Annotated in this window: 22 protein-coding genes and 5 pseudogenes; 16 read left to right on the top strand and 11 right to left on the bottom strand. The window is 69.4% G+C overall.

What is annotated here, in order from left to right; translation table 11 throughout:
- Positions 1-486: 486 nt before the first annotated feature.
- The 4 genes and pseudogenes from ACIA8N_RS22060 to ACIA8N_RS22045 all read left to right on the top strand — a co-directional run bounded on the left by ACIA8N_RS22060 (position 487) and on the right by ACIA8N_RS22045 (position 3,751).
- The gene (locus ACIA8N_RS22060) at positions 487-900 is read left to right on the top strand and encodes a hypothetical protein (RefSeq protein WP_365785933.1); all 414 of its coding nucleotides are present in this window, start codon (positions 487-489) and stop codon (positions 898-900) included.
- Positions 901-1,173: 273 nt separating this feature from the next.
- On the top strand, positions 1,174-1,935 hold the full coding sequence (locus ACIA8N_RS22055; protein WP_365786015.1) for an alpha/beta hydrolase: 762 nt from the start codon (positions 1,174-1,176) through the stop codon (positions 1,933-1,935).
- A gap of 134 nt (positions 1,936-2,069) precedes the next feature.
- Positions 2,070-2,573: a hypothetical protein gene (locus tag ACIA8N_RS22050; protein ID WP_365785935.1), complete on the top strand. Its 504-nt coding sequence runs from the start codon at positions 2,070-2,072 to the stop codon at positions 2,571-2,573.
- 521 nt (positions 2,574-3,094) lie between these two features.
- Positions 3,095-3,751, top strand: a pseudogene (locus tag ACIA8N_RS22045) (ATP nucleotide 3'-pyrophosphokinase).
- A 246-nt stretch (positions 3,752-3,997) separates the two neighbouring features.
- Here the strand turns inward: ACIA8N_RS22045 and ACIA8N_RS22040 are convergent.
- Both ACIA8N_RS22040 and ACIA8N_RS22035 read right to left on the bottom strand, forming a co-directional pair.
- Complete coding sequence (locus ACIA8N_RS22040; RefSeq protein ID WP_365785937.1) at positions 3,998-5,116, bottom strand: acyl-CoA desaturase; 1,119 nt, start codon at positions 5,114-5,116, stop codon at positions 3,998-4,000.
- A 7-nt stretch (positions 5,117-5,123) separates the two neighbouring features.
- Positions 5,124-6,179 (bottom strand): ferredoxin reductase, encoded by a 1,056-nt coding sequence (locus tag ACIA8N_RS22035; protein ID WP_365785939.1) that lies wholly within the window; start codon positions 6,177-6,179, stop codon positions 5,124-5,126.
- 86 nt (positions 6,180-6,265) lie between these two features.
- Between ACIA8N_RS22035 and ACIA8N_RS22030 the strand changes: the two genes are divergently transcribed.
- On the top strand, positions 6,266-7,405 hold the full coding sequence (locus tag ACIA8N_RS22030) for a helix-turn-helix domain-containing protein (protein WP_365785941.1): 1,140 nt from the start codon (positions 6,266-6,268) through the stop codon (positions 7,403-7,405).
- Here the strand turns inward: ACIA8N_RS22030 and ACIA8N_RS22025 are convergent.
- Positions 7,398-7,693 (bottom strand): annotated as a pseudogene (locus tag ACIA8N_RS22025) (ATP-binding protein); the annotation flags it as partial. The gene ACIA8N_RS22030 and the pseudogene ACIA8N_RS22025 overlap by 8 nt on opposite strands.
- 888 nt (positions 7,694-8,581) lie before the next feature.
- Here ACIA8N_RS22025 and ACIA8N_RS22020 point away from each other — a divergent pair.
- Positions 8,582-8,920 carry a MerR family transcriptional regulator gene (locus ACIA8N_RS22020; protein WP_365785944.1) on the top strand — a complete coding sequence of 113 codons (339 nt, stop codon included), beginning with the start codon at positions 8,582-8,584 and terminating at the stop codon, positions 8,918-8,920.
- Positions 8,921-9,088: 168 nt separating this feature from the next.
- Here the strand turns inward: ACIA8N_RS22020 and ACIA8N_RS22015 are convergent, their stop codons facing one another.
- Both ACIA8N_RS22015 and ACIA8N_RS22010 read right to left on the bottom strand, forming a co-directional pair.
- Positions 9,089-9,235 carry a hypothetical protein gene (locus ACIA8N_RS22015; RefSeq protein WP_365785946.1) on the bottom strand — a complete coding sequence of 49 codons (147 nt, stop codon included), beginning with the start codon at positions 9,233-9,235 and terminating at the stop codon, positions 9,089-9,091.
- A 188-nt stretch (positions 9,236-9,423) separates the two neighbouring features.
- On the bottom strand, positions 9,424-9,777 hold the full coding sequence (locus ACIA8N_RS22010) for a hypothetical protein (protein ID WP_365785948.1): 354 nt from the start codon (positions 9,775-9,777) through the stop codon (positions 9,424-9,426).
- A 266-nt stretch (positions 9,778-10,043) separates the two neighbouring features.
- On the opposite strand from ACIA8N_RS22010, the gene ACIA8N_RS22005 reads away from it, so the two are divergent.
- The 4 genes from ACIA8N_RS22005 (at position 10,044) to ACIA8N_RS21990 (ending at position 12,602) form a co-directional block, all read left to right on the top strand.
- Positions 10,044-10,457: a hypothetical protein gene (locus tag ACIA8N_RS22005; RefSeq protein ID WP_365785950.1), complete on the top strand. Its 414-nt coding sequence runs from the start codon at positions 10,044-10,046 to the stop codon at positions 10,455-10,457.
- A 233-nt stretch (positions 10,458-10,690) separates the two neighbouring features.
- Complete coding sequence (locus ACIA8N_RS22000) at positions 10,691-10,894, top strand: hypothetical protein (RefSeq protein WP_365785952.1); 204 nt, start codon at positions 10,691-10,693, stop codon at positions 10,892-10,894.
- A gap of 445 nt (positions 10,895-11,339) precedes the next feature.
- Positions 11,340-11,771 (top strand): hypothetical protein, encoded by a 432-nt coding sequence (locus ACIA8N_RS21995; protein WP_365785953.1) that lies wholly within the window; start codon positions 11,340-11,342, stop codon positions 11,769-11,771.
- A gap of 447 nt (positions 11,772-12,218) precedes the next feature.
- A complete protein-coding gene (locus ACIA8N_RS21990) occupies positions 12,219-12,602 on the top strand; it encodes a hypothetical protein (protein ID WP_365785955.1) in 384 nt (127 codons plus the stop codon).
- A gap of 631 nt (positions 12,603-13,233) precedes the next feature.
- Here the strand turns inward: ACIA8N_RS21990 and ACIA8N_RS21985 are convergent.
- Positions 13,234-13,644, bottom strand: a complete 411-nt coding sequence (locus ACIA8N_RS21985) for a RidA family protein (protein WP_365785957.1) — start codon at positions 13,642-13,644, stop codon at positions 13,234-13,236.
- Between the two features lie 78 nt (positions 13,645-13,722).
- Here ACIA8N_RS21985 and ACIA8N_RS21980 point away from each other — a divergent pair, with 78 nt between their 5' ends.
- Positions 13,723-14,100: a helix-turn-helix domain-containing protein gene (locus ACIA8N_RS21980; protein ID WP_365785959.1), complete on the top strand. Its 378-nt coding sequence runs from the start codon at positions 13,723-13,725 to the stop codon at positions 14,098-14,100.
- Positions 14,101-14,293: 193 nt separating this feature from the next.
- Here ACIA8N_RS21980 and ACIA8N_RS21975 read toward each other — a convergent pair whose 3' ends face one another.
- Positions 14,294-16,009: an ABC transporter ATP-binding protein gene (locus ACIA8N_RS21975; RefSeq protein ID WP_365786017.1), complete on the bottom strand. Its 1,716-nt coding sequence runs from the start codon at positions 16,007-16,009 to the stop codon at positions 14,294-14,296.
- Between the two features lie 391 nt (positions 16,010-16,400).
- On the opposite strand from ACIA8N_RS21975, the gene ACIA8N_RS21970 reads away from it, so the two are divergent.
- Positions 16,401-17,135 carry an SOS response-associated peptidase gene (locus tag ACIA8N_RS21970; RefSeq protein WP_365785961.1) on the top strand — a complete coding sequence of 245 codons (735 nt, stop codon included), beginning with the start codon at positions 16,401-16,403 and terminating at the stop codon, positions 17,133-17,135.
- A gap of 94 nt (positions 17,136-17,229) precedes the next feature.
- Here ACIA8N_RS21970 and ACIA8N_RS21965 read toward each other — a convergent pair.
- The 3 genes and pseudogenes from ACIA8N_RS21965 to ACIA8N_RS21955 form a co-directional block, all read right to left on the bottom strand.
- A pseudogene (locus tag ACIA8N_RS21965) lies at positions 17,230-17,511 on the bottom strand (phosphotransferase); the annotation flags it as partial.
- Positions 17,477-17,719, bottom strand: a complete 243-nt coding sequence (locus ACIA8N_RS21960) for a hypothetical protein (RefSeq protein WP_365785963.1) — start codon at positions 17,717-17,719, stop codon at positions 17,477-17,479. The gene ACIA8N_RS21960 and the pseudogene ACIA8N_RS21965, both read right to left, overlap by 35 nt.
- Before the next feature lie 523 nt (positions 17,720-18,242).
- Positions 18,243-18,635, bottom strand: coding sequence for an ester cyclase (locus ACIA8N_RS21955; RefSeq protein ID WP_399416755.1), 393 nt, complete (start codon positions 18,633-18,635; stop codon positions 18,243-18,245).
- Positions 18,636-18,760: 125 nt separating this feature from the next.
- On the opposite strand from ACIA8N_RS21955, the gene ACIA8N_RS21950 reads away from it, so the two are divergent.
- Together ACIA8N_RS21950 and ACIA8N_RS21945 are read left to right on the top strand one after the other, a co-directional pair.
- Complete coding sequence (locus tag ACIA8N_RS21950) at positions 18,761-19,339, top strand: PadR family transcriptional regulator (protein ID WP_365785967.1); 579 nt, start codon at positions 18,761-18,763, stop codon at positions 19,337-19,339.
- Between the two features lie 20 nt (positions 19,340-19,359).
- Positions 19,360-19,530: pseudogene (locus ACIA8N_RS21945) on the top strand (NADPH:quinone reductase); the annotation flags it as partial.
- A gap of 53 nt (positions 19,531-19,583) precedes the next feature.
- Here ACIA8N_RS21945 and ACIA8N_RS21940 read toward each other — a convergent pair.
- Positions 19,584-19,997 (bottom strand): annotated as a pseudogene (locus ACIA8N_RS21940) (transposase family protein); the annotation flags it as partial.
- Between the two features lie 271 nt (positions 19,998-20,268).
- On the opposite strand from ACIA8N_RS21940, the gene ACIA8N_RS21935 reads away from it, so the two are divergent.
- A complete protein-coding gene (locus ACIA8N_RS21935) occupies positions 20,269-20,601 on the top strand; it encodes a metalloregulator ArsR/SmtB family transcription factor (RefSeq protein WP_365785969.1) in 333 nt (110 codons plus the stop codon).
- Positions 20,598-21,332, top strand: coding sequence for a DUF2071 domain-containing protein (locus ACIA8N_RS21930; RefSeq protein ID WP_365785971.1), 735 nt, complete (start codon positions 20,598-20,600; stop codon positions 21,330-21,332). Before ACIA8N_RS21935 ends, ACIA8N_RS21930 begins: the two co-directional genes overlap by 4 nt.
- The last annotated feature ends 878 nt before the right edge of the window (positions 21,333-22,210 follow it).

Here is a 22,210-nt window from a genome sequence, read left to right as displayed (position 1 = left end):
ACGGAAGCCTAAACGGAAGGAATGGACCCCGCTGACCTGGGATGCTCCTCCACGGCCGGATGAAGCGTCCGACCCGGCCTCTCCACCTCCGTCGGCATCGAAACAGCCCGATTCCCGTCCCGAACCCGATACTCGGCCGCGGCGCCGCGTTGGCCGGTACGCAGAACCGACGGGTCCACGGCCACCGGCCCCGACTGCCCCACACGCGCCCCACCGCGCCGCAGACGGGGCAGATCAGCCGCCCGCGGCTCTGACCCGGCCCGGCGAAGAGGAGCTGGGCGGCCGAATGGCGTTCGAAGTCCCCCGGACCCGCTGCGGCAGGACTACCGGGTCAGCACCGCACCGGCCGCGTCCTGCTCTGGCTGGACTTCCCTGCCCCTCTAGGCACCGTGATCCGGCCCTGCATGTGAGCGTGTGCTTGCTACTCGGGTGCGGCTGAGTATCCGCGCTCTGACGAGGGCCGAGGGATGGCGGGAAGCTGGGGCCATGACGAACGAACCGCGCAATCCCGTGTCCCCATCGGTGACGACCATGATGCTCGTGGGTGTGGCGGCGGCGATGTGGGCGGCCTGGCTGGGGTGGGACCAGCACCGTGACGTACACCCCGACGGCTCCTCGACCGGACCCTACGAGGCGTGGCAGGTGATCGGGTTGGGGCTGGGCCTGCTGATACCGGTGTGCTGGTCGGCGTTCCGGGGGCACGTCGTGGCCGCGGTGCTGGGCACCTCCGGCGGTCTGACCCTGGCCGCCGCCTATGACTGGTCGGACGACGCGAGTGGCCTCTTCGTGATCGGCGTGGGGATGGTCATGATCGGAAGCGCGGCCGCAACGAGTCTCGCGGCGTTCCTGACCTCGGTCCTGCACAAAGGAATGGCCGGACCCGGCAGCCCCGGGCGCTGACCCCAGCCCGCACGCCTCCCCAACCGCCAAGCCGTCCACGCTTCACCGGTCCGCCCCGGACGAATGAGCCGCCAGAGTTCGCCCGAGGCGGCCCCGAGGACCGCCTGGAACGCTCGCCGCGTCACGCGCCGGGGCCGGGCGGGCCCGTACGCTCCATGGGGCCTCGAGCTGCCCGAACCGGGAACCGTTTCCTCGCTCCCCACTGGACGCCGATGACAGGGGTGGGCCGCATCGTCGCGGACGCCATGGGGTCCGGCCGCCCCCGGAGCCGATCTGCATCGAGCTGGTCCAGCGGGGGGAGAGACCTTCGAGCGGATCCGCGCGGACGCGGTCGAGGTCACCGACCACATCCGCACCCGCCTCGGCGTCGACAAGGTCGTCCTGCTCGGCCACTCCTACGGCAGCGCCTTCGGCCTGCGGCTCGCCCGCGCGTTCCCCGAGCGGTACTCCGCGTACGTCGGCACCGACCAGAACATCCACGACGCCGGCCGCGACGACTCCGTGCACCAGGCGCTCGTCGCCCGGCTGCGGGCGACGGGGAAGCACAAGGAACTCGCGTCGGTCGAGGCCCTGGACGCCGACAAGCACCGCTGGACCGCCAGGGAGGGCGCGATGCACGCCAAGCTTCTGGCCACCAGCGATCCGCTGACCCTGGAGACGATGAAGAGGGTCGTCATGGGGTCCTTGTGGCTCTCGCCGCTGCACTCGCTGCGCGAGCTGGGGCACTTCCTCAAGGGCATGAGCTTCTCGGAGCAGATCACCGAAAGCACGCGCGGGTTCGACGACTGGTCCGACGGTACCGAGTTCGAGCTCCCGTTCTTCCTCTTCCAGGGCGAGAAGGACGTCCTCACGCCGCCCGAACGCGCCCGCCGCTTCTTCGACGACGTCCAGGCCCCGGTCAAGGCCTTCGCGCTGATCGAGGACTGCAGCCACTTCGCGGCGTTCCGCCGGCCGGAGCGGTTCCTCGAACTGCTGCTGGCTCACGTACGGCCGGTGGTCGGCGCCGGCGCGCCGACTGCTGCAGCAAAGATCTGAGCCGGGTCGCGGACAGAGGTCCCGGGCCGGGAACGAGCCATCACACCACCTGGGGAGATCGAAGGCTCTGGCAGCGCTTGCGTGAGAGCTGTTGATCTCGACGTGTGGTGCGGCTGTTGGGGCATCCTGGTGAGATGGAGGATGCTGAGGCGAAGTGGCAGTCGTGGTTGTCCGGGCTCGCTCCGTCGAAGCGGGCCGCGGCGGACTCGCTCCGAACGCAGTTCGAGGCTCTCGGCGCGACTGATGCGCCGGGTTGCGCCAGGTCGGAGATCGACGAGAACCAGCCGCAGTTGGCTCGCTTCGTGCTGCTCCGATCCCTCTGGCGTGGTGCGATCGACGGATGGGCCGACCCCGGAGCCTTGGAGCAAGTAGCAGCGGCTCGGCGCTTGCTGGATGCGGGTGCGGACAGGGATGACCTCGAACTCCTGGCCCGGGCGGTTGCCTACGAAGCGGTCTTCGCCACGGTCGACGAGCTTGATGCCGGTGCAGATGTGAACGTGTCCGGCGTCGGGGCCGGCTGGGTGGTTGTGGAGTCCGGCGAGGACGGGTCCCCCACCGGCCGCCGCCTCTCGGGTCTTCACGAGGACCTGCTGACGATGGATCCGAGTGGCCGTGACGGGGCCGACCTCTGGCGATAAGCCAGGGTCAGTCCGGCGGTGACCGCGTCGAGGCCCTGGCGGAGGAACGAGGCGAACTCCGTGACGGAAATGGGCCGGACTGTTCAGCCTGGCGGATCCAGTCGGGCAGCAGTTGGCCTCGCCGGTGACGGACCAGGTCACGTAACCCCCCACTCCAGAGGCGGCAACGAGGGCGCAGCCCATGGCACTGCGACCTGGCTGCAAGCGCCATTTGCGGTACGAGCGGCTCGACCGCCTGAGCAATGCGCCCCTGACCTGCGCAAAGCCGGGGGTCCAGTGCCCTCCTCAGGCACCAGTGGCGCAGCCGGACAAGAGAAACGGCCCCATCGCCCCATGACCGCCCGGGCGGCGGTCCGGACACCTGCCGCGCGCAAATCCGGCCAAAGACCACCCGGTCGGACTTCCCCGCGGCACTTCGGTCCCGCACGCCAACTGTGCCGCGCGTAACAACTCCTACGAGGTGGTCAGCGCGGCCGTGATAGCGGCCGGGGTGACGGTGCCCCGGCATCGCCTCCACCGCCATGGCCGTCCCCGCCGGACCGGACAAGGCCGGCACCTCCCGGTCGGGTGCCGCCGGGCAGCCGGAGGACGGGTGGACCGGGGAGGGCGGGCTCTCGCTCAGCCCGGCCGACAACGAGCGGGTCGACAGATATGTCGAGGACGCCAGGCGGGCCGAGCGGACCATCAGCCCGCAGGTACGGGCTGCGGCCTCAAGGAATACCCGGGGCAGAGCGCCGAGGCCGCCCTCGCACCCCTCGGCGACGCCGTCCTCTACACGCTCCAATGGGGCGACGACCAGCACACCGACGGCGTCACGACCGCCGCGCAGGTGCTCTCCGCGTGGGGCAACGACAGCACGAAGTGGTCCAACACCTGGAGCCGTAACCAGGGTTACAAGGGAATCAACACCGGCTGGCGCGCCCCCCGCTCAGGGCAGCTCCTCGAAGTCCGGTTCCACACCCCCGCGAGTAAGTGGGCGCAGGAAGCCACCCACAAGCGGTACGAGGAGCAGCGCCTCCCCGGCACCAGCCCTGAGCGGAAGAAGGAGCTCCAGGAACAGCAGAACGCGGACACCTTCGCTCGGCGAAACGAGTGGAAGCGGTCCCTCGCGATGCCGACCGGCTGGGAATGGGAGATCGACCCTCAGCAGCCCGGCGACTGCGCCAACGGACACCTGATGCCCCTGACCGTACCTGTCACCCCGTCGCGGGTCTCGTGGTGACGGTCGGGATACGGGCCGCCACGGCGCCCGGCGTGGCGACGTTGGGCTGCTCATGGACCACCGGGACGTTCCAGCGCGGAGAAGTTTCGCCGACTTGCGGGCGGGCGGCGGGTTTGGCGCGGTTCCTTGGCGTGTTCCACCGCAGCTGACCGTACCGGCGGTGCTGCCGGTACGGCCGAAAGATCCGAACCAATGCCGGGAATCAGGCCGCGACGAGCTCCTTATCGCGGTCCGGCGTTGTGACCTTGGGCTTCTTGTTCGGCAGTGAGAGCCGGAAGACCTTGTGCCACGCGGAGAACACCTGCTTGGGCAGCGGGCCGGTGACGTACTCCAGCTCGTACTTCTCGAACAGCGCGCGCACTTTCACCGCGACCTCGGCGTAGCGGTTGCTCGGCAGGTCCGGGAACAGGTGGTGTTCGATCTGGTGCGACAGGTTGCCGGTCATGAAGTGCATGGCCCTGCTGCCGCTGATGTTCGCCGAGCCCATCATCTGGCGCAGGTACCACTGGCCGCGCGTCTCGCCCTTGATGGACCGGCGCTCGAAGACCTGTACGCCCTCGGGGAAGTGCCCGCACATGATCACCGAGTGGGTCCAGAGGTTGCGGACCAGGTTCGCGGTGAACGTGGCGGCGAGCGTGGGGAGGAACGACGGGCCCGAAAGCAGTGGGTGGATCACGTAGTCCTTGAGGACCTGCTTGCGGATCTTGCGGCCCACGGCCCTGGCCCGCGCCCGGAACTCAGGGTTCTTGCGGCGGCGCTTGTGCAGGTTCTTGCCCAGCTCCAGGTCGTACGCTGCGATGCCGTACTCGAAGAAGCAGGCGTTGAGGAAGTTCCACAGCGGCTGGCCGAGGTGGAACGGGTGCCACTTCTGGTCCTCGTCGACGCGCATGATGCCGTAGCCGAGGTCGTTGTCCTTGCCGATCACGTTGGTGTACGTGTGGTGCAGCTCGTTGTGCGAGTGCTTCCACTGCTCGGAGGGTGAGACGTGATCCCACTCCCAGGTGGTGGAGTGGATCTTCGGGTCTCGCATCCAGTCCCACTGGCCGTGCAGGATGTTGTGGCCGATCTCCATGTTGTCCATGATCTTCGCCACGGACAGACCGGCGGTGCCGAGCAGCCACGCGGGCGGGAAGATCGAGAACAGCAGTACGCCCCTGCTGACCAGCTCGAGCTTGCGCTGCGCCGAGATCACCTTACGGATGTAGGCGGCGTCTTTCTCGCCGCGACCGGCGATCACCTCGTCGCGGATCGCGTCCAGTTCGCGGCCAAGCTCCTCGATCTGCTCAGCGGTCAGGTGGGCGGTGGGGTCGATGGCGGTCAAGCTGCTCCTACCGTTCGATGTCGCAGGGGCCCGCCGCGGCGGACACGCAGGTCTGGATGAGGACGCCGGGCTCGGCCTCGGTGATCTCGCCGGTGCGCAGGTCACGGACGGCACCGGCCTTGAGCGGCGTGATGCAGCCGAAGCAGATGCCCATGCGGCACCCGGAGGGCATGAGCACGCCGGCCTCCTCGCCGATGTCCAGCAACGGCGTGGCGCCGTCCGCGTCGACGGTCTTGCCGGTGGCGCTGAACGTGACCTCGCCGCCGTCGCCGGCGACGACGACGCTGGGGCGGAAGCGTTCGGTGTGCAGGCGCTCCGGTACGCCGTGCTCGCTCCAGTGCTCTTCGGCGGCGTCGAGCAGGCCCGCGGGCCCGCAAGCCCAGGTCTCGCGCGCGGCCCAGTCGGGCACGAGTTCGTCGAGACGGGCGATGTCGAGCATGCCGTCCGTGTCGGTGTGCACCTCGGTGAGCCGCAGTTTCCTGTCCGCGACCAGGTCGTGCAGTTCGTCGCGGAAGATCACGTCTTGCGGCCGTGGCGCGCAGTGGACCATGACGACGTCGTCGAACTCGATGTCGCGCAGCATGCCCATCACGGGCGTGATGCCGCTGCCGGCCGTCAGGAACAGCACCTTGGCGGGTTTGGTCTGCGGCAGCACGAAGTCACCGGTCGGCTGGTCGAGCTGGATCAGCGTGCCCGGTTCTGCCCTGCGGACCAGATGGTTGCTGACCTTGCCGTCCGGGATCGCCTTCACGGTGATCGTGACGCGGTCGTCCTGGCGGTTCGTCGGCGAGGTGATGGAGTAGGCACGCCACAGGCGCACCCCGTCGACGTCGACCCCGATCCGCACGTACTGACCGGCTGTGTGGCCGCGCCAGCCCCGTCCCGGCCTGATCACGATGGTCGCGGCGTCACCCGCCTCGGGGTGCACGGCCTCGATGCGCCCACGCAGGTCAGCGCCCGCACGCAGCGGGCTGACCAGGTCGAGGTAGTCCGACGGCAGCAGCGGCGTCGTGACCATCTCCAGAAGTTTCCACGCCATGCTGCGGAGGGCTGCACTCGTCATGACTACAGCCTGCTGCGCCTCAAGGCGTAAAGTCCTGACCGTAAGACGTAAATCTGGTCGGCTGAATTGTTCGCAGGGAACAAAACGTGAGTCATGCAATCCGGAGGGCCAGCGAACTGGCCCTGGACGAGACGACGGTCACCGCACTTCGGGCCGCGCTGAGGACCACCGCCGACGAGGTCGTCCAGGCGATCATCGACGAGGTCCCTCCCTACGCCAACGCCCTTTCGGGCCGCATGGGCGGCACCATCCGCCGAGCCGTCCGCACCGCCCTGGGGCACTACCTGGACCTCGCGAGCGGGAACGCCACAGGCGGCGACGCGGGTGACGCGGCCTACGAGTTGGGCCGCGGCGAGGTGCGCTCCGGCCGTTCGATGGACGCCCTGCTCAGCGCATACCGCGTCGGCGCCCGCGTGGCCTGGCGATGCCTGGCAGCGGGTGCCGTACCCGCGGGTCTGCCCGCCGCCGAGGTCGCCAAGTTCGCCGAGCTGACCTTCGCCTACATCGACGAGCTCTCCGCCGCGAGCGCCGCGGGCCACGCCGACGAACTGGCCGCCCGGGGCAGGGCCCACGAGCGCCACCTCGAACACCTGGCCCGCGACCTCCTCGCCGGCGCGAACCCGGACGTGCTGCTGGCCTCTGTTCAACGGGCCGGGTGGCAGCCCCCGGTTTCGCTGACCGCGGTCCTGCTGCCCGCCGCACAGGCCCGTCCGGCCTACCGCGCGCTCGACCCGAGCACCCTCGTCCTCGACGATCTGCCGGACGCCACCGGTGTGCTGCTCGTCCCCGATGCCGACCGGTCACATCTCTTGCGGCAGCTCACCGACCGCACCGCCGTGGTCGGCCCGGCCCGGCCATGGACTCGTGCGTCCGCCTCGTACGCACGAGCCGTACGCGCACGCTCCCTCTCCTCTGATATTCGCGACACCGAGGACCACCTGCCCGAGCTGGTGCTGAGCGCCGACATGGACACGCTCGCAGACCTGCGTGCCCGAGCCCTCGCACCGCTGCGGAGCTTGCCCGTCGCGACCGCACGGCGGCTGGAGGAGACGTTGCGGGCGTGGCTGCTGCACCAGGGCAGGCGGGACGAGGTGGCGGCGGCGCTGTTCGTCCATCCCCAGACGGTCCGGTACCGGATGTCGCAGCTGCGGGAGCTGTTTCCGGATCTGGCATCGCCCCACCGGGTCCTTGAGCTGACGCTGGCGGTCGGTCTTCGGGTCAGTTGACGAGTACTGCCTCGTTCTCGGTGCCGTCAGCTGGCCAGTGCGGCCCGCCATGCCGGCGGCCACGGCCACTTCGCGCGCGCCCGCTGGTGTGAGCAGGGGGACAGCCGAATCCTCCGGTGCCGCCGTTCAGGTCGGTTTGCGCATGCGCGGCACCTGCGGACTGGGATCGTGCACGGCCACCTCGATGCTGTCCGGGCGCGCGGTCAGGTCCATGGTGCAGATGCCGCCGCCGTGGCGCAGGGCGTTGGTGACGAGCTCCGAGACGACCAAGGCCACCGTCTCGGCGGCTGATGGCGGGTCCTGTCTGCCTGGAGCTTGTGCCCCGGCCGGGGCTCGTCAACCCGGCTCGCTCCCGAAGCCATCACTGTTCGAGGGTGAATACCTCGCCATCGAACACGCGAAAATCTATGTCGGCCGGAGTAGACATTGGGTGGTGGGGTGGTTATGGTTTCTCTCGTAGCCCAGAGAGACAGAAGGGCCTGGCAGACACGAACTGCCGGGCAAGCGGTACCAGTAGTACATGTAGTTGCAGTTCGCAGGACGGTGCGGCAGTGGAGTTTCGAAGCCAGGGTGGTTGCACGACGGCGACGGGACTGACGGCCGGACCGGGTGGCCCGCAGTGATCAGGGGCCGCCGGACGGGGCCGCTGTCATGGCAGAAGCGGTGCCCGCGAGTGCAGTGCGCAGTACCCAGCAGTGAAGTCGGTAAGTGGTACCTCGGTGAAGGCGTCGGCTGCGGGCGCGCGCACCGGGATGTTCGGCAGTGGGGTTCTAAGCCAGAGCAGACGCAGGACGGGCGACGGGGCTGGCTGCCGAAGAGTGGCGCTGTCGCAGGCCACAGAGCAGTTCGCATCACCAGCAGTACCCGCAGTACGCAGTATCAGCAGTACGAAGTACCCCAGGTAGAAATTGATCACCGAGGGAAAACGGAGGAACGAGACACCATCAGGATCGCCCGGACGGAAGTCTCGAGTCCGGGTACCGCAGGACATCGATAGCGAGGTGGTCTCCGGTCAAGCAACCGCGATCCCCGCACTCCCGACAGCGACTGAGTCGGGTAGGCGGACACAGAAGGCCGGCGCGGTATCAGGGTCGGCACGTGGTGTAGAAGTTCCTTCGGGGCCCTGGTGCCGTACGGCACCAGGGCCCCTCCACGCGTTCCAAGAGAGAGGTGCAGATGACAGCAGACGACATGTTTGGCCGTCTCGATGACGACGACTACCCCGCCTACACCATGGGGCGGGCCGCCGACATGCTCGGCACCACCCAGAACTTCCTCCGCGCCATCGGCGAGGCCCGCCTCATCACCCCCTTGCGCTCCGAGGGCGGCCACCGCCGCTACTCCCGCTACCAGCTGCGCATCGCCGCCCGCGCCCGGGAACTCGTCGACCAGGGCACCCCCATCGAAGCCGCCTGCCGGATCATCGTCCTGGAAGACCAGCTGGAAGAAGCCCAGCGCATCAACGCCGAATACCGCCGCGCCGCCGAAGCGGCCGCTCCGCCCGCCGCGGCCTGAGACGGTGCGCGCCCGCCGGCCACCGGCGGGCCCCCGCGCCATGAGGGGCGTCAGGCGTTTCCTGTGGTCACAGCGGGTGTGGGCGTATACGGATGCGCGCCGTGCTGCACAAGGTGGGGCGAGTCAGGCCCTGGCCCCTGTCCAGCGCGGCTCGGTGGCCCTGATGACTCAGGAGTTCCGCGCGGCCGTGGCCACGGGCAGCGCCTGACGCTCACGGCGCCTGCGCGGGGCGAAGTGCGGCACGATGGCCTTGGTCCCGGCGGCGACTTCGTCGGCCGGGGCGTCGCTGCGGGAGTGAGCCGGGTGCTGCTTCACTCAGAGCCTGGACAACTCGATGATCGTGTCGACGTCGCTGGGACGCAGCAGGATCGCGTCGCCGGTGTGAAGCGGCTCGGGCCGGCGGTGCTCCCACGGCTGGTAGAAGCGGCCCTCGGCGTCGTTGAACCCGAGCTGCCGGTCACCGTGCGGACTGATCAGGTGAGTGGTGAAGGGCAGAGTGGGCCTCAGCCGAACGACACGCTGCGCGGAAGGGGATCGAAGTAGCCGCGCTCTTCACCGGCCTTCACGATGTCCGCGGCTTCCTCACAGCCGCGGTCGTAGTACACCGTGGCCTCGGTGTCGGTGCTGTTGTAGATGCTGTCGGCGCCTTGGAGCAGGAGGTAGCACTCGCCGTTGTCCGGATCCTCGATCTCCAGGTTTCCGGACTGGGGCGAGCGGTAGAAGAAGGTGCCTTTGGCGGCGTGGGCGCTGCTGGTGGGCAGGGCGGTGAAGACGGCGAAGGCGGCTACAGCGGCCAGGGCCGCCCGGCCTTGCTGGATTGCGCGGTCCGCGGCTTTGCCCGGTTCCTCGGTCGGCACGACGAGGAACCGGACAAGGACCAGGACAACGGGGCCGACGGCGGCGAGGACACCCAGCAGCGACCGCCGACCGCCCGCGCGAAGATGCCCCGGCAGCGCGGCCCGCCATGCACAGCAGGACCCATACGGTGCTGTACGACCCCGACGGCCTGCTCGAAGCCGGCTCCCGCTCGACCGCGAACCGTAGGAGAGCCTCGGCAAGGCCGTCATCGAGGTTACTCAAGAACCTCAGACACAAAGCGTAGTCATTCGACTACTCTTGGCTCATGGCCACTGATCTGATCGAAGACCGCAGTGACGACTCCTATGTCCTCGAGATCGAGGACATCACCCTGACGCCGTCCTTTCCCGAACCAGGGAGGGAGCTGCGGTGGCAGATGACCGGCCGGCTCAAGGAGCAGGTCGATCTGACCCAGGTGGAGTGCCAGGTCCAGGTGAAGCTGGGACTCATCACGCTGCTGCGGAAGACGGCCACGCTGCCCGAGGTGCTGAAGATGCTGGGGGCGGAGCTTGAAGGGGACACCCGGCCGCCCGCCGGGGAGTGGAAGCAGACCTGGACCTTCACGCTTGCCCGGGAGATCCCGAAGGCGGACTTCAGGATCTACATCCAGTCGTACACGGGGGACGGGGAGGAGAAGGACTTCATGGACCTCTACGCGCGCATCGACTTCCGCCGTTAGCCGTACGCCCGCCGGCCTGCTCCCGAACACCGCCCGCCATACGCCGTGTGTGGCGGGCGACCCTGCGTCAAGTCACTCCAGGAGCTCGGCCCGCGCCGTCCACCTGCCGCCCGCCGACCCGTGCGGTCAATGGTTCAGGGCACACGGCACCTGTCCTTGTCATCGAACCTTGAGCGTGTGCCATCGAGCATTGAGCCCCCGAGCAGGCTGACCGCAACCTGGACGAGTGCATCGTGGTCTTCGAGCCGGACGCCCCCGTCGCCGAGATCGACAAGCAAGCACAACTCGTGACGGCCAGTGGAGGCACGGTGCTGACCCGTTACGACAGCGTGCTGAAGGGTTTCTCGGCGCGAATGACCCGCAGCCACGTCGACGCACCGCAAGCTGAGGACGCGGTCCACTACGTCGAGCTCAACGCGCCCACCCCCGGCATGTGACATGTGACCCACTTGCCCGGGCTGCCGCTCAAGGTTCGATGGCACGCGCTCCACGTTCGGCCCTGCTGCTGGAACGCCACGTGAGTGGGGTACGGGCGAGCGCGTTGCAGGTCTGTGCCGGTGTCCAGGACCGAACCGCTAGTCGGGCAGGGGCTGTTCGGGGTGGTCCGGGGTGGGTGAGGCCGGTGCTCGGCGCGCTCTGGGAGCAGTGCCGCCGGACAGTCCCGTCCCTTTCGCCGTGCGCGAGCACGTGGCCGGCGCCGCCGCCGTTGGTTCACAGACCGGTGAGCCGGCAGCACCTCTGACATGCCGACGGCTCAGGCGGCAGGGCCGGCTCAAGGGCGGTCGGTGGAGAGGCTGCGGCTGGGGCTTCGGATCGCGCGGGGCCCCATGGCTTGGTCATGTTGGTCGGGTGCGGGTTTGGGGCGTCTGGAACAGTGTGTCCGTGCATGCTGATGATCAGGTTGGCGAGGGTGTCCTTGCGGAGCTCGCAGTGTTCCTCCGGGGTGCGGTCGACGGCCGCCCGGTGAAGATCGCTCCTTCCGTCTGCCAGGGATGCGGCGGCCGGGTCTTCTTCGTCCTGGTGAACGCGTCCGGGGCGGAACGGGAGTGCTCCGGCTGCGGGAGCCGTGCGTTCATCGCGGACAGCGAGGAGTACTGGAACGAGGAGTCCTGGGAGGGCGACGAGCCCGGTGCGGCCGGCTGTCCGTGCGGCAGCGAGGAGTTCGAGGCCGCGGTCGCGTTCTCGCTCGGCGGCGACGGATCCGTCCGTCGGGTGACGGTTGGCCTGCGGTGCACCAAGGACGGATTCTCCGGTGTCTATGCCGACTGGAAGATCGACTACGCGCCGACGGATCACCTCCTGACCATGGTCTAGCTCTGCGGAACGGCACCCCGAACGGGCTGCGGCTCGTGGGAAGTTCCGCCACGCGACGACGTACGGACGGGCCTCCTTCGGTCTCCTCCGGACCCGCATCCTCATCACGCCGTAGTCTTCCAGCGTGCGCTAGAGCCCCGAGCGGCTGGGGATCCACAGGGTCGAGCTACAGCCAGTACGAGGGACCTACGAGGTCTATCTGCACGCCGCGCTCGACCGCGAGCCCCTGACCGCCGACCTGGATTCGCTGCCCCCGGTTTCTGACAGCGGCGAAGAGGACTTCGGGCTCCTCTTGGCCACCACGAACGATCCCCTCGCTGCGTTGGATGCTGCCGAGACCCAAACGGGAGCAGTGCGCGAACGCTGGGTAAACCGGTCCATGGCGGGCGACGAGTACCGCGACTACGTAGTCGCCGGCCGCCCTGCCATTGCACCTGACGGCCGGCCGTGGCCGAGGTCGCAGACTTCCTGACCTGGGACTTCACGGAACTCCGGGCAGAGCCAGAATTCGAGATCGGCATCAGCCGCCGAAGTCCGCCGCCGCGCCCTTCCACAGGCGTGCTCAATCACCCACGTGAGCGCCGTCGGTGGGCACGTCGGCTGCCCCTGCTGCGCGGGCTTCAGGGGTATCGGAAGAGTCCGACTGCTCGACTTTTCGTCCTCAACGGCTTCATCGCGACCGCGCGGTTGATCCAGGTCGACGGTGATGTCCAGCTTGGGCATGGAGTCCGCCACCTGCCGGGCGAGGCGCTGCGTAGGGCCTTCCATCAGCGCTGCCTGCTGTTCGGCGCGGGCGGCATCCATGTGGCCGGGTACTGGTCTGCCTTCTGACGGCCTGGGCGCGCGGTCACGGCGACGAGGCTGGTGGCCGCATCCTGGTCGTCCACTACACCCCGGCCCCGTAACCCGTGCAGCTCACGAACCACGCCCAGCCCATCCGCCGACGACTGCGGCATCGTCGGCCGCAACGTCGGGTACCTGCACCTGGCACCTCCTCGGCTCGCGCTCTCGGGGGCGACCGGCTCCTGATCGGGGACCGGACCCTGGGCAGCGATGCGGCGGGGGTCGTACGGGATCACGATGCCACCGGAGTCGGCCGGGGACGTGGGGGCGGCGTGGGCGGGTCCACCGTGATGAGCGGGAATGGCCCGTGCGGGTGACGGCCGTGCCGGCGCACGGTACTTGTCACCCGAGGTGCCGCTCGTGCTGGACCAACCCGCAGGATGAAGCACGATGGTCGTCACCATCTGCTCGGGCTACTTGTCACCTGCGGTGATTGAGCAGCAGTCCTTTCGTCACCTGCTGTGCGTTGCAGATCAGCTTCCGGCGGTCGGCCAGGTGGATGGGGGCGCCGGGCGGATCGGACCGCCGGGACGGTAGTCCTTCCGGCCCTTTGGCGGGCGGCCGCCGAAGCCCTCTTCACGCGGCCGGTGCCGGGGCTGCGTGAGCCCCCATCGAGGGGTCAGTCCAGGAGCGCGGTCGCCTCGACCTCGACGAGGATGTCCGGCTCGAAGAGGTACTCGACGCCGATGAGGGAGGCCGGGGGCATGGGAAGCCGGAGGCCGATCTCCTCGGCGACAGCCTCCACGCCGGCCATGAACTCGCCGATCTTCTCCGGGCTCCACCGGGTCACGTAGAAGGTCAGGCGCAACACGTCCGCGAACGACGCGCCCGCACCCTCCAGCCCGACCGCGGTGTTGCGCAGCGCCTGAGCGACCTGCCCGGCCAGATCACCGGGCGCGACCGGGGTCCCGTCGGCCTGGCGCGCGACCTGGCCGCTGACATGCACGTGCGTCGTCCCGGTGCCCACGGCGACGTGGTGGTAGGGGACCGGCTGCAACATGCCTTCCGGCGTGAAGTGCTGAACGGTCATGGGTTCTTCTCCTCCCGAAGTAGGTATCTGTACGCTACCTAGTAGAAGAAGGACACTTCAACGAGACCAGGTTTCGCCATGGATACCGACGACGAAGTCCGCATCGACGCCCCGCACCGCGAACTGCTCGACCAGATCCTCGACAAGTGGTCGCTCAGCGTCCTCAACGAGCTCTGCGATCGCCCGTGCCGCTTCAACGAACTGCGCCGGGCCATCCCCCGGGTCACGCAGAAGTCGCTGACGGCGACACTGCGGCGCCTCGAACGCAACGGCGTGATCGAGCGCGAGATCGTCTCCACCCGCCCCGTGGCGGTCCGATACCAGATCACTCCTCTAGGCAAAACCCTGCGGCATCCCATCGACGTACTGCTGGCGTGGGCCTCACAGAACATGCCCGCCGTCGAACGCGCACGCCAAAGATTCGAGACGCGCGAAGAAGAGGATGCCGGCTTCTGACCCTTCCCGGGACCCCACGTCGCAGGGCGCAGGCCGCATACCGCGCCCCGGGCAACGGGTTCTGCGACCTCGCAGTCCCGCACAATCCCATCCCGGGTCGGCCGCGCCACCGACGCAGCGGTGTCGTCTCGAGCCCTACCAGCCCTCGGAGCCCCGCTCGGATCGGGGGCCGCGGCGGGGCGGCCCGTAGCGGTCACTGGTCGGCCGTGGCCAGGAATTGGGTGGCGGCGAGCTCGGCGTACAGCGGATCGGCGGCGATGAGTTCGCGGTGCGTGCCCACGGCCCGGACGCGGCCCGCGTCCATGACGACGATGCGGTCCGCCATGGTGACCGTGGACAGCCGGTGGGCGACGACCATCACGGTCGTGGTGCGGGCCACATCGGCCACGGTGTCGCGGAGCGCGGCCTCGTTGACGGCGTCGAGCTGGCTGGTGGCCTCGTCGAGCAGGAGCAGCCGGGGGCGGCGCAGCAGGGCGCGGGCGATTGCGACGCGCTGACGCTCGCCGCCGGACAGCTTCGTGCCGCGGTGGCCCACGAGGGTGTCCAGGCCCTTGGGGAGCCGCTCGACGAGGCCGTCGAGCCGAGTGGTCCCCAGCACCCTCAGTACGTCGTCCTCGCCGGCGCCGGGGTTGCCGAGCAGCAGGTTGTCGCGGAGGGTGCCGGAGAGGACGGGCGCGTCCTGTTCGACGTACCCGATCGCGGAACGGAGCTGGGGTATCTCCCAGGCGTTCAGGTCGCGGCCGTCAAGGGTGATCCGTCCGGCCTCCGGGTCGTAGAACCGCTCGATGAGCGAGAAGACGGTTGTCTTGCCCGCGCCGGACGGACCGACGAAGGCCGTCATGCCTCGCTGCGGTACGGAGAAGGTCACGCCGTGGTGGACATGCGGCAGGTCGTCCGAGTACCGGAACCTGACGTCCTCGAAGGCCAGCGCGGCGGGTTCGGCACCGGGTGCGGGCAGCGGCGCGGGCGCGGCGGGCGGCTCGGCCGGCAACTGCAGAGCCTCGCGGATACGGGCCAGGGCGCCGGCTCCGGCCTGGTACTGGGTGACGGCGCCGACGACCTGCTGGATCGGCGACATCAGATAGAAGACGTACAGCAGGAAGGCGACCAGCGTTCCCACGTCGATCGCGCCGGTGGCGACCCGGGCGCCGCCGACCGCGAGCACGGTGATGAACGCGATCTGCATGGAAAGGCCGGCCGTGTTACCGGCCAGCGCGGACCACTTGGCGGCTCGAAGGCTCTGCCGCCAGGACTCCTCGGCCGCCGCGTGCACGGCCTGCTCCTCACGGTGCTCGGCGCCGGACGCCTTGATGGTGCGCAGTGCGCCGAGGACGCGTTCCAGCGATGCCCCCATCGCCCCGACGGCGTCCTGTGCCTGCCTGCTGGCCTTGTTGATACGGGGCACGAAGACACCGATCACCGTTCCCGCGACCACCACGACGCCGAGCGTGACCGCCAACAGGACCGGGTCGACCACGCCCATCATCACCAGCGTCGCGACGAGGGTCAGCCCCCCGGTGCCGAGACCCACCAGGGAGTCGGTGGTGACCTCGCGCAGCAGGGTCGTGTCCGAGGTGACCCGGGCCATGAGATCGCCGGGTTCACTGCGGTCCACGGCCGTGATGCGAAGTCGCAGCAGATATGACGACAGGGTGCGCCGCGCGCCGAGGACGACCGACTCGGCGGTGCGCTGCAGGACGTACCCGCCGAGCGCGCCGATCCCCGCGTTGGCGACGACCAGAGCCGACATCAGCAGCAGGGCCCCGGCGATCGGACGGTCGTCGGAGAGCGCGTCGATGAGGAACTTGGCCACCAGTGGCAGCGCGAGCCCGGTGGCTCCGGTGACCAGCGACAGCACCGCTCCGAGGAGCAGCGTCCAGCGGTGCGGACGTACGTAGCCCAGGAGCATGCGCCAGGCGGGCGTCGCGGTTTCGGTCGGCTCGTCGTTCGCGGGCCGGTCCAGCGGTGCGGGCTCGGCGTGTGTGGCGGACTCTGTGGTGGTGGCCACGCGTGCTCCTCGTTGTCGTGCTGTGCCGGGTGGGAGGCCGGGGTCCGCCCGGGCGGGAGGAGGCATCAATGTACGTCCGAGCCGGGAGAGTACGGGCCATGGTGTGAACCCCCAGGAAGCCAGACGCGGTGAGCGGCCCTGCGGTTGACGTGCCCGGCCGTGACAGCTCTCCGCGTGCCGTCCGCCCCGGCCGGCACCTTGCCGGAGCCGGCCGGGGGCGGCGGGCGCCGACGTCCTCAGTGGTTCGCCTTTCTGCCCGTGACTACGACAGGTTCCGTGGCACAGTGGCTTCATGTGCGGCCGTTACGCCTCGACCCGTGGTCCCGAGGACCTGACCCGGCTCTTCCAGGTCACCGACTGGAACCCTGGAGAGACGCTGGCGCCCAGCTGGAACGTGGCGCCGACCGACGAGGTCTACGCGGTCCTGGAACGCACCGCGCGGGACGACGGCGAGGAGGTACGCCGTGAACTGCGGGCGCTGCGGTGGGGCCTGGTGCCGTCGTGGGCGAAGGACCCGAAGGCCGCCTCCCGGATGATCAACGCCCGGGTCGAGACCGCGCACGAGAAGCCCGCCTACCGACGGGCCTTCGCCAGACGCCGCTGCCTGCTGCCGGCCGACGGCTTCTACGAATGGGAGCCGAGGAAGGACGAGGCCACGGGCAGGACCCGCAAGCAGCCGTACTTCATCCATCCCGCCGACGGTCAGGTGATGGCCATGGCGGGACTCTATGAGTACTGGCGCAACCCCGACATCACCGGCGACGACGACCCCGACGCCTGGCTGACGACCTGCACGATCATCACCACCGAGGCCACCGACGCGGCCGGCCGCGTACACCCCCGCATGCCACTCGCCCTCACCCCCGACCACTACGACGCCTGGCTCGACCCGAGCCACCACGACACCGAAGACCTCCGCGCCCTGCTCAGCCGGCCCGCCGACGGCCGGCTCGACACCCGGCCCGTCTCCTCGGCCGTGAACAACGTCCGCAACAACGGCGCCCACCTCCTCGACGCCGCCACCTGACCCGCAGCCCGCCCCACCCGCGCCGCCCGGTGCCGAGAACGGCTCGCCGAGACCCACCCAGCGCGATCCTCGACCGGTCAGGCGCCACCGCGGGCTACCGCTGAGTCCACCATGTCCCCGCCGCCCCGCCCACTGTGGTGGTCAGATATCGATTGAGCCTTGTACGGTCAACGATCGCGGCGATGCCGAAGTCGAGGAGGCGCGGACCGCCGCTGGTCAGCATGATGTTGCCGGGCTTGAGGTTTCGGTGGACCAGGCCCAGTCGGTGGATGCCGCCCAGCGCTGGCGCCAGGGCGAGTGCGAGGGCTTGCAGGGCCTGCAGGGCACGGATCGGGCCCTGTTCACGCAGGTGGGTGTCGCGAGGGGTGGCTGTCGAGGAGTTCCATGGCCAGGAAGGGCCGTCCGGCGTCCACTCCGGAGTCGAGGACGCGGGCTGTGTACGTGCCCGAGACCATCGCCAGTACCTCCGCCTCGCGCTCGAAGCGGCTCAGGACATCGGGACTGCCGAGGAGCTCGGTGTTGATGGTCTTCAGGGCGACCTGTGTGGCGGAACCCGCTCGGCGGGCTGCGTAGACCGTTCCCATGCCGCCGGAGCCGATCCTGCCGAACAGGTGGTAGGCGCCGATGGCCTGGGGGAGTCCGGGTGCTCATTCCCGTCTACATCGCCGAAGATCCGTCACCGGCCGGCGCCGGTGGCGACCAGCACGACGCCGAGCCTGCCGAGCGCCTTGCCGGGCTCACCGTCGCCGAGCGGGCGTCACGAAGCCGGTATGCACCGCCGATCGTCGGGCTCGACGCGCCCCCTATGGAGGTCGCGGCTCTGATGGCCCGCACATACCGTCCCCTGGCCGCCGTCATCGAACGCGACAGCAACGGGGTGAGGCTGCTCGGCACGGTCGCCGCCGCACGCCTCATGCAGTACTTCCTTCAGGCGGGCGGCACAGTGAACAGCGCCACCGGCGCGAGGGCGAGCTCCGGAGCAGATCGCCGGCATAGCGCTGGGCGAGAGCCCTGGACGCTGCTGCGGACGCCAGCCGTCACCCAACGTATTGGCCCTTCGCAACGGCGGTATTTCCGCGCGAAAGAAGGTACGCCGCCCGCCTGGGTTCACGGCGCCGGTACGGCACCGATCTGCTGCATCACTCCGAGGAGGTCGGGCTGCCCTCGTTCGCCGACGATCCGGCCGTCGGCCAGATAGTAGAAGTTCATGGCCTGCACCGAGATCTTGTTGCCGCTCGCGGGAATCCCGAAGAAGTCACCGTCGTGGGTTCCCCGCATGGTGAACCGCGCGGCCACCGTGTCGCCTTCGGTGACCGTCTCCTCCAGCGTCCACTGGACGTCCGGGAAGGCGCTGCGCATCATCCCGAGGACTTCCATGTACCCATCGGGCCCCCGTAGTGGTTCCGCGTGACTGGGTGCGTGGAACACCGCGTCCGGAGAAATGACCTCGCGAGCGAGGCCCTCGTCGCCCGTGTTGATGAATTCGACGAAGCGGTTCATCACTGATTCGCTGGGTTGTGCCGGCATCTTGCTGTGCCTTCCCAAAGAGGATGGGTGGATACCTGGGAGCGTAACATCGATTCGATGTCTACATCGATTCGATGTATGTGTGCGAGGATGGATCCATGCTCGAACTCGCGATACTCGGTTTCCTGGCCGAGGGACCCATGCCTGGGCACGAGCTGCGCCGCCGCGTCTCACAGCTGACCGGCTATACGCGGCCGGTCAGTGACGGCAGCCTGTATCCGGCGATCAACCGTCTGACCAAAGCGGGCCTGACCGAGCGGCGCGCCGACCCGGCCGCCGGGGCGGCCCGGTACGTGCTCAGCCTGACCCCGGCCGGACGGGCCGACATGCTTCAGCGCCTGCGCAAGCCCGCCGACCACGAGATCACCGACTTCACCCGGTTCTACATCGTCCTGGCATTCCTCTCCCATCTGCCCGACGTGGCCGAACAGCACGCGGTGCTGCGCAGACGGCTGGAGTTCCTGGAAGAACCGGCGAGCTTCTTCTACGACAACGACCGGCCCCTGCGCGCCGAGGAGATCGCCGACCCCTACCGGCGCGGCATGCTGCTCACCGCCCGCGCCACCAGCCGCGCCGAACGGGCCTGGCTGCGCGAGACCCTCGGCGAGAAGCCGCCCGCATTCGACACCACGGTCACCGACAACGATCCGCATGCGCCCGCCGCTCCCGCGAGCTGACCGCCCACGGAGGTAACTCCATGCTTGCTTCCTGGTACGACGACCAGGGACCCGCCGCCGACGTCCTGCACGTCGGCGAACTCCCTGATCCCATCCCCGGCCCCGGCGAGGTCCGCGTCCGCGTCACCGTCTCGGGCGTCAACCCCGGCGACACCAAGAAGCGGCGCGGCTGGCTCGGCTCGTCCATGCCCTTGAGGTGAGCGATGCCGTGCTCGACCCGGATCCGTCGTGAGGTATGCGCCTTGCGCTGTCGCTCGTGCATTTCCTCGTGCCGGTCCGGGGCGTTCTTCTTGGACCTGCGGTGCGGTGGCGTCACCACGCGCCCACCGGTCTGGGCACCGAGGCCCTGGTAGTCGGCGTCCGCGAGGATCTCCACTGCTGGGCCCTCCACCAGGAGCTTGACCAGGCCCAACTGGCGGGCCAGGGTGATGTCCGCGCAGCTGCCCGGCCTGGCCGGGCTGCAGGACAGCACCCGCCCGTTCTGGTCGGTGAGGACCATGGTCTTGACGGCGTTCTGCTTGTTCTTCCCGGAGATGAACGTGTCCCGGTCCTTGCGTCCGCTGGCCGCCCGGCGAACCCGGATCGCGGTGCCGTCGATGATCCCGGTCTGCCCACTGCCGCCGAGATGGTCGATGACTTCGGCCAGTGTTCGCAGCACCCTCGCCCTCCCGCCCCATCACGCCGCCCGTCTCCTCGACGTCCAGGAGCAGGGGGCCACCGAACGCGAACTCCAGCAAGCCACCGCCGACGCCCTGGGCGCCGTGTACTTCCGCGACAACGGCCGCTGAGCGCTTCAGCTGGCGAGTGAGCACGGGAGTTGGCGAGCGGTGCTACTCGAGGAGCGGTGAAGGGAGTGCCGGCCGGGGCAATGTTGGCGAAGGCCGCCGGAGTCCATGTTAGAAACTTAGCTAATGTGCTAAATATCTAACATGACAGAAGCTCAGGATGAGGCAGGGGCCTTCCGGGCGCTCGCTGATCCGACGAGGCGCCAGATCCTTGAGGACCTCAGAGGTGGCGAGCTCGCGGCAGGCGAGATCGCGAGCAGGTTCGCGATCAGCGGGCCGTCCATTTCACGGCATCTCGGCGTGCTCAGGGGGGCGGGACTGGTCACCGAGCGCCGGGACGGCAACCGGATCCTCTACACGCTGGCCGAGGATCGCCTGGCGACCTGCATCGGTCGGTTTCTCAGCGCCGTCTGCCCCGAGCAGATCGTCCTGCGCCACACCAAATGGCGCCCAGGGGCGCAGAGTGAGGGGTCATGAGGCAACCACGTTTGTCCAGCGTCGTTGAACGACGGCTTCTGGTGAACTACCGGGTCGCCCCGGACGCCGCGGCCCGCCTGCTTCCCGGGCCGCTGCGCCCGCAACTGGTCCACGGCCACGCGGTCGCGGGTATCTGCCTGCTGCGGCTAGGAAATGTCCGGCCGGTCTGGGCCCCCAGGGCGTTGGGGCTGCGGAGCGAGAACGCGGCGCATCGGATCGCCGTCGAATGGGACGGACCGGACGGCGTCGAGACCGGCGTCTACATCCCGCGCCGCGATACCGCCTCTCGGATCAACGTATGGGCCGGAGGCCGCGTCTTCCCCGGCGAACACGGCCGCGCCGGTTTCGAGGTGCACGAGGCACCCGGCCAGGTGCGTGTAGCCTTCGCGACGTGGGACGGCGACACCCGGGTGGACGTCACCGTCGAGCCGTCCGACGAGCTGCGGGGCAGCGAGCTCTTCGCCGATCTCGCCGAGGCCTCCCGCTTTTTTCAAGGCGGGGCGAAGGGGTACTCGGCCACCAGGTCCGGCCTCCACCTGGACGGCATGGAACTGCACACCGACGCCTGGCACGTGGAAGCCGGCCGGGTTCGCTCCGCCGCGTCGTCCTTCTTCGACGACCTGGACCGCTTCCCGCCAGGGAGCGCGACCCTGGACTGCGCCCTGATCATGCGCAACGTTCCCGTCAGCTGGTGGCCGCTGCCGACGATGGCCGCCGACCGAGGCGCTTGACTCGCCAAGGGAAGCGCTCAGTCACACACGCCACACGCATAGGGACGTCGGGTCGCCCATCGCGGTGGTCCTTTGAGATGGGCCCGCTGTGCGCCGGCTGTGAGCCTCTACGGTGGGCGGCGCGTGAAGGACCCGTCTGACCGACTGGAGATCGACGATGACCGCCCCTGTGGCGGCAGCCCATTTCGTACCCGCTCTCACGAACCTGGGGTTCGAGCTGCACCACCGCCACCGCCACCGGCTTGTCGGTCGCGAGCGCGGGCCCGCAGGAGTGGCACATCCGCGTCCTGGACGGTGAGCGTGAGGTCGGCAGCCTGCGCGCGGCCCGCTGCCCGTACTACGGCGCCGGGAATCTGGCCGAGCGGATGGCCGCCCACGGCGGGTTCTGCGCCCTCGCCGCCGGCTCGCCCCTCGCCCGGGAAGGCGACTGCACGCCCGAGCTGGGGGAGGCCGTCGAACAGCCCGGCAACTTCCTGGTCCTCGACGAGCTGGACACCACCGCCCCCTTCGACGATCAGGCCATGGTCACCGCCGTTGTCGCCGAGGTCATCGGTCGGCTGACCGCACAACCACTACGCCGTCGTCCTGCTCCGCGTGACGTCGGACGCCGACACGGGTACCCGTTCCCTCGCCCGGGCCGTCACCGACCTCGCCGCCGAACCTTTCGACGGCGAGCTCCACCTCGTCGACACCTGCCTCGCCGCGCCCGAAGACACCGCAGCCCGCGACCACGCCCGCGCTCGTCCCCTGTGCCCAGCACCCGCACGGGCGCCTCGACGAAGAGGACGAGGATGGGGGCCGGGCGAGGGCGACGAGGGCGTGCTGACGGCCAGCATCGCCGCCGTGCTGCGCCTGGCGGGCGAGGGACTGTCCGGCCT

It is taken from the genome of Streptomyces sp. NPDC051822 (genome assembly GCF_044452745.1).
Lineage (GTDB): Bacteria > Actinomycetota > Actinomycetes > Streptomycetales > Streptomycetaceae > Streptomyces.
The sequence above is the reverse complement of the archived record's forward strand: the minus strand, read 5'-3'. Positions and strand labels throughout refer to the sequence as shown.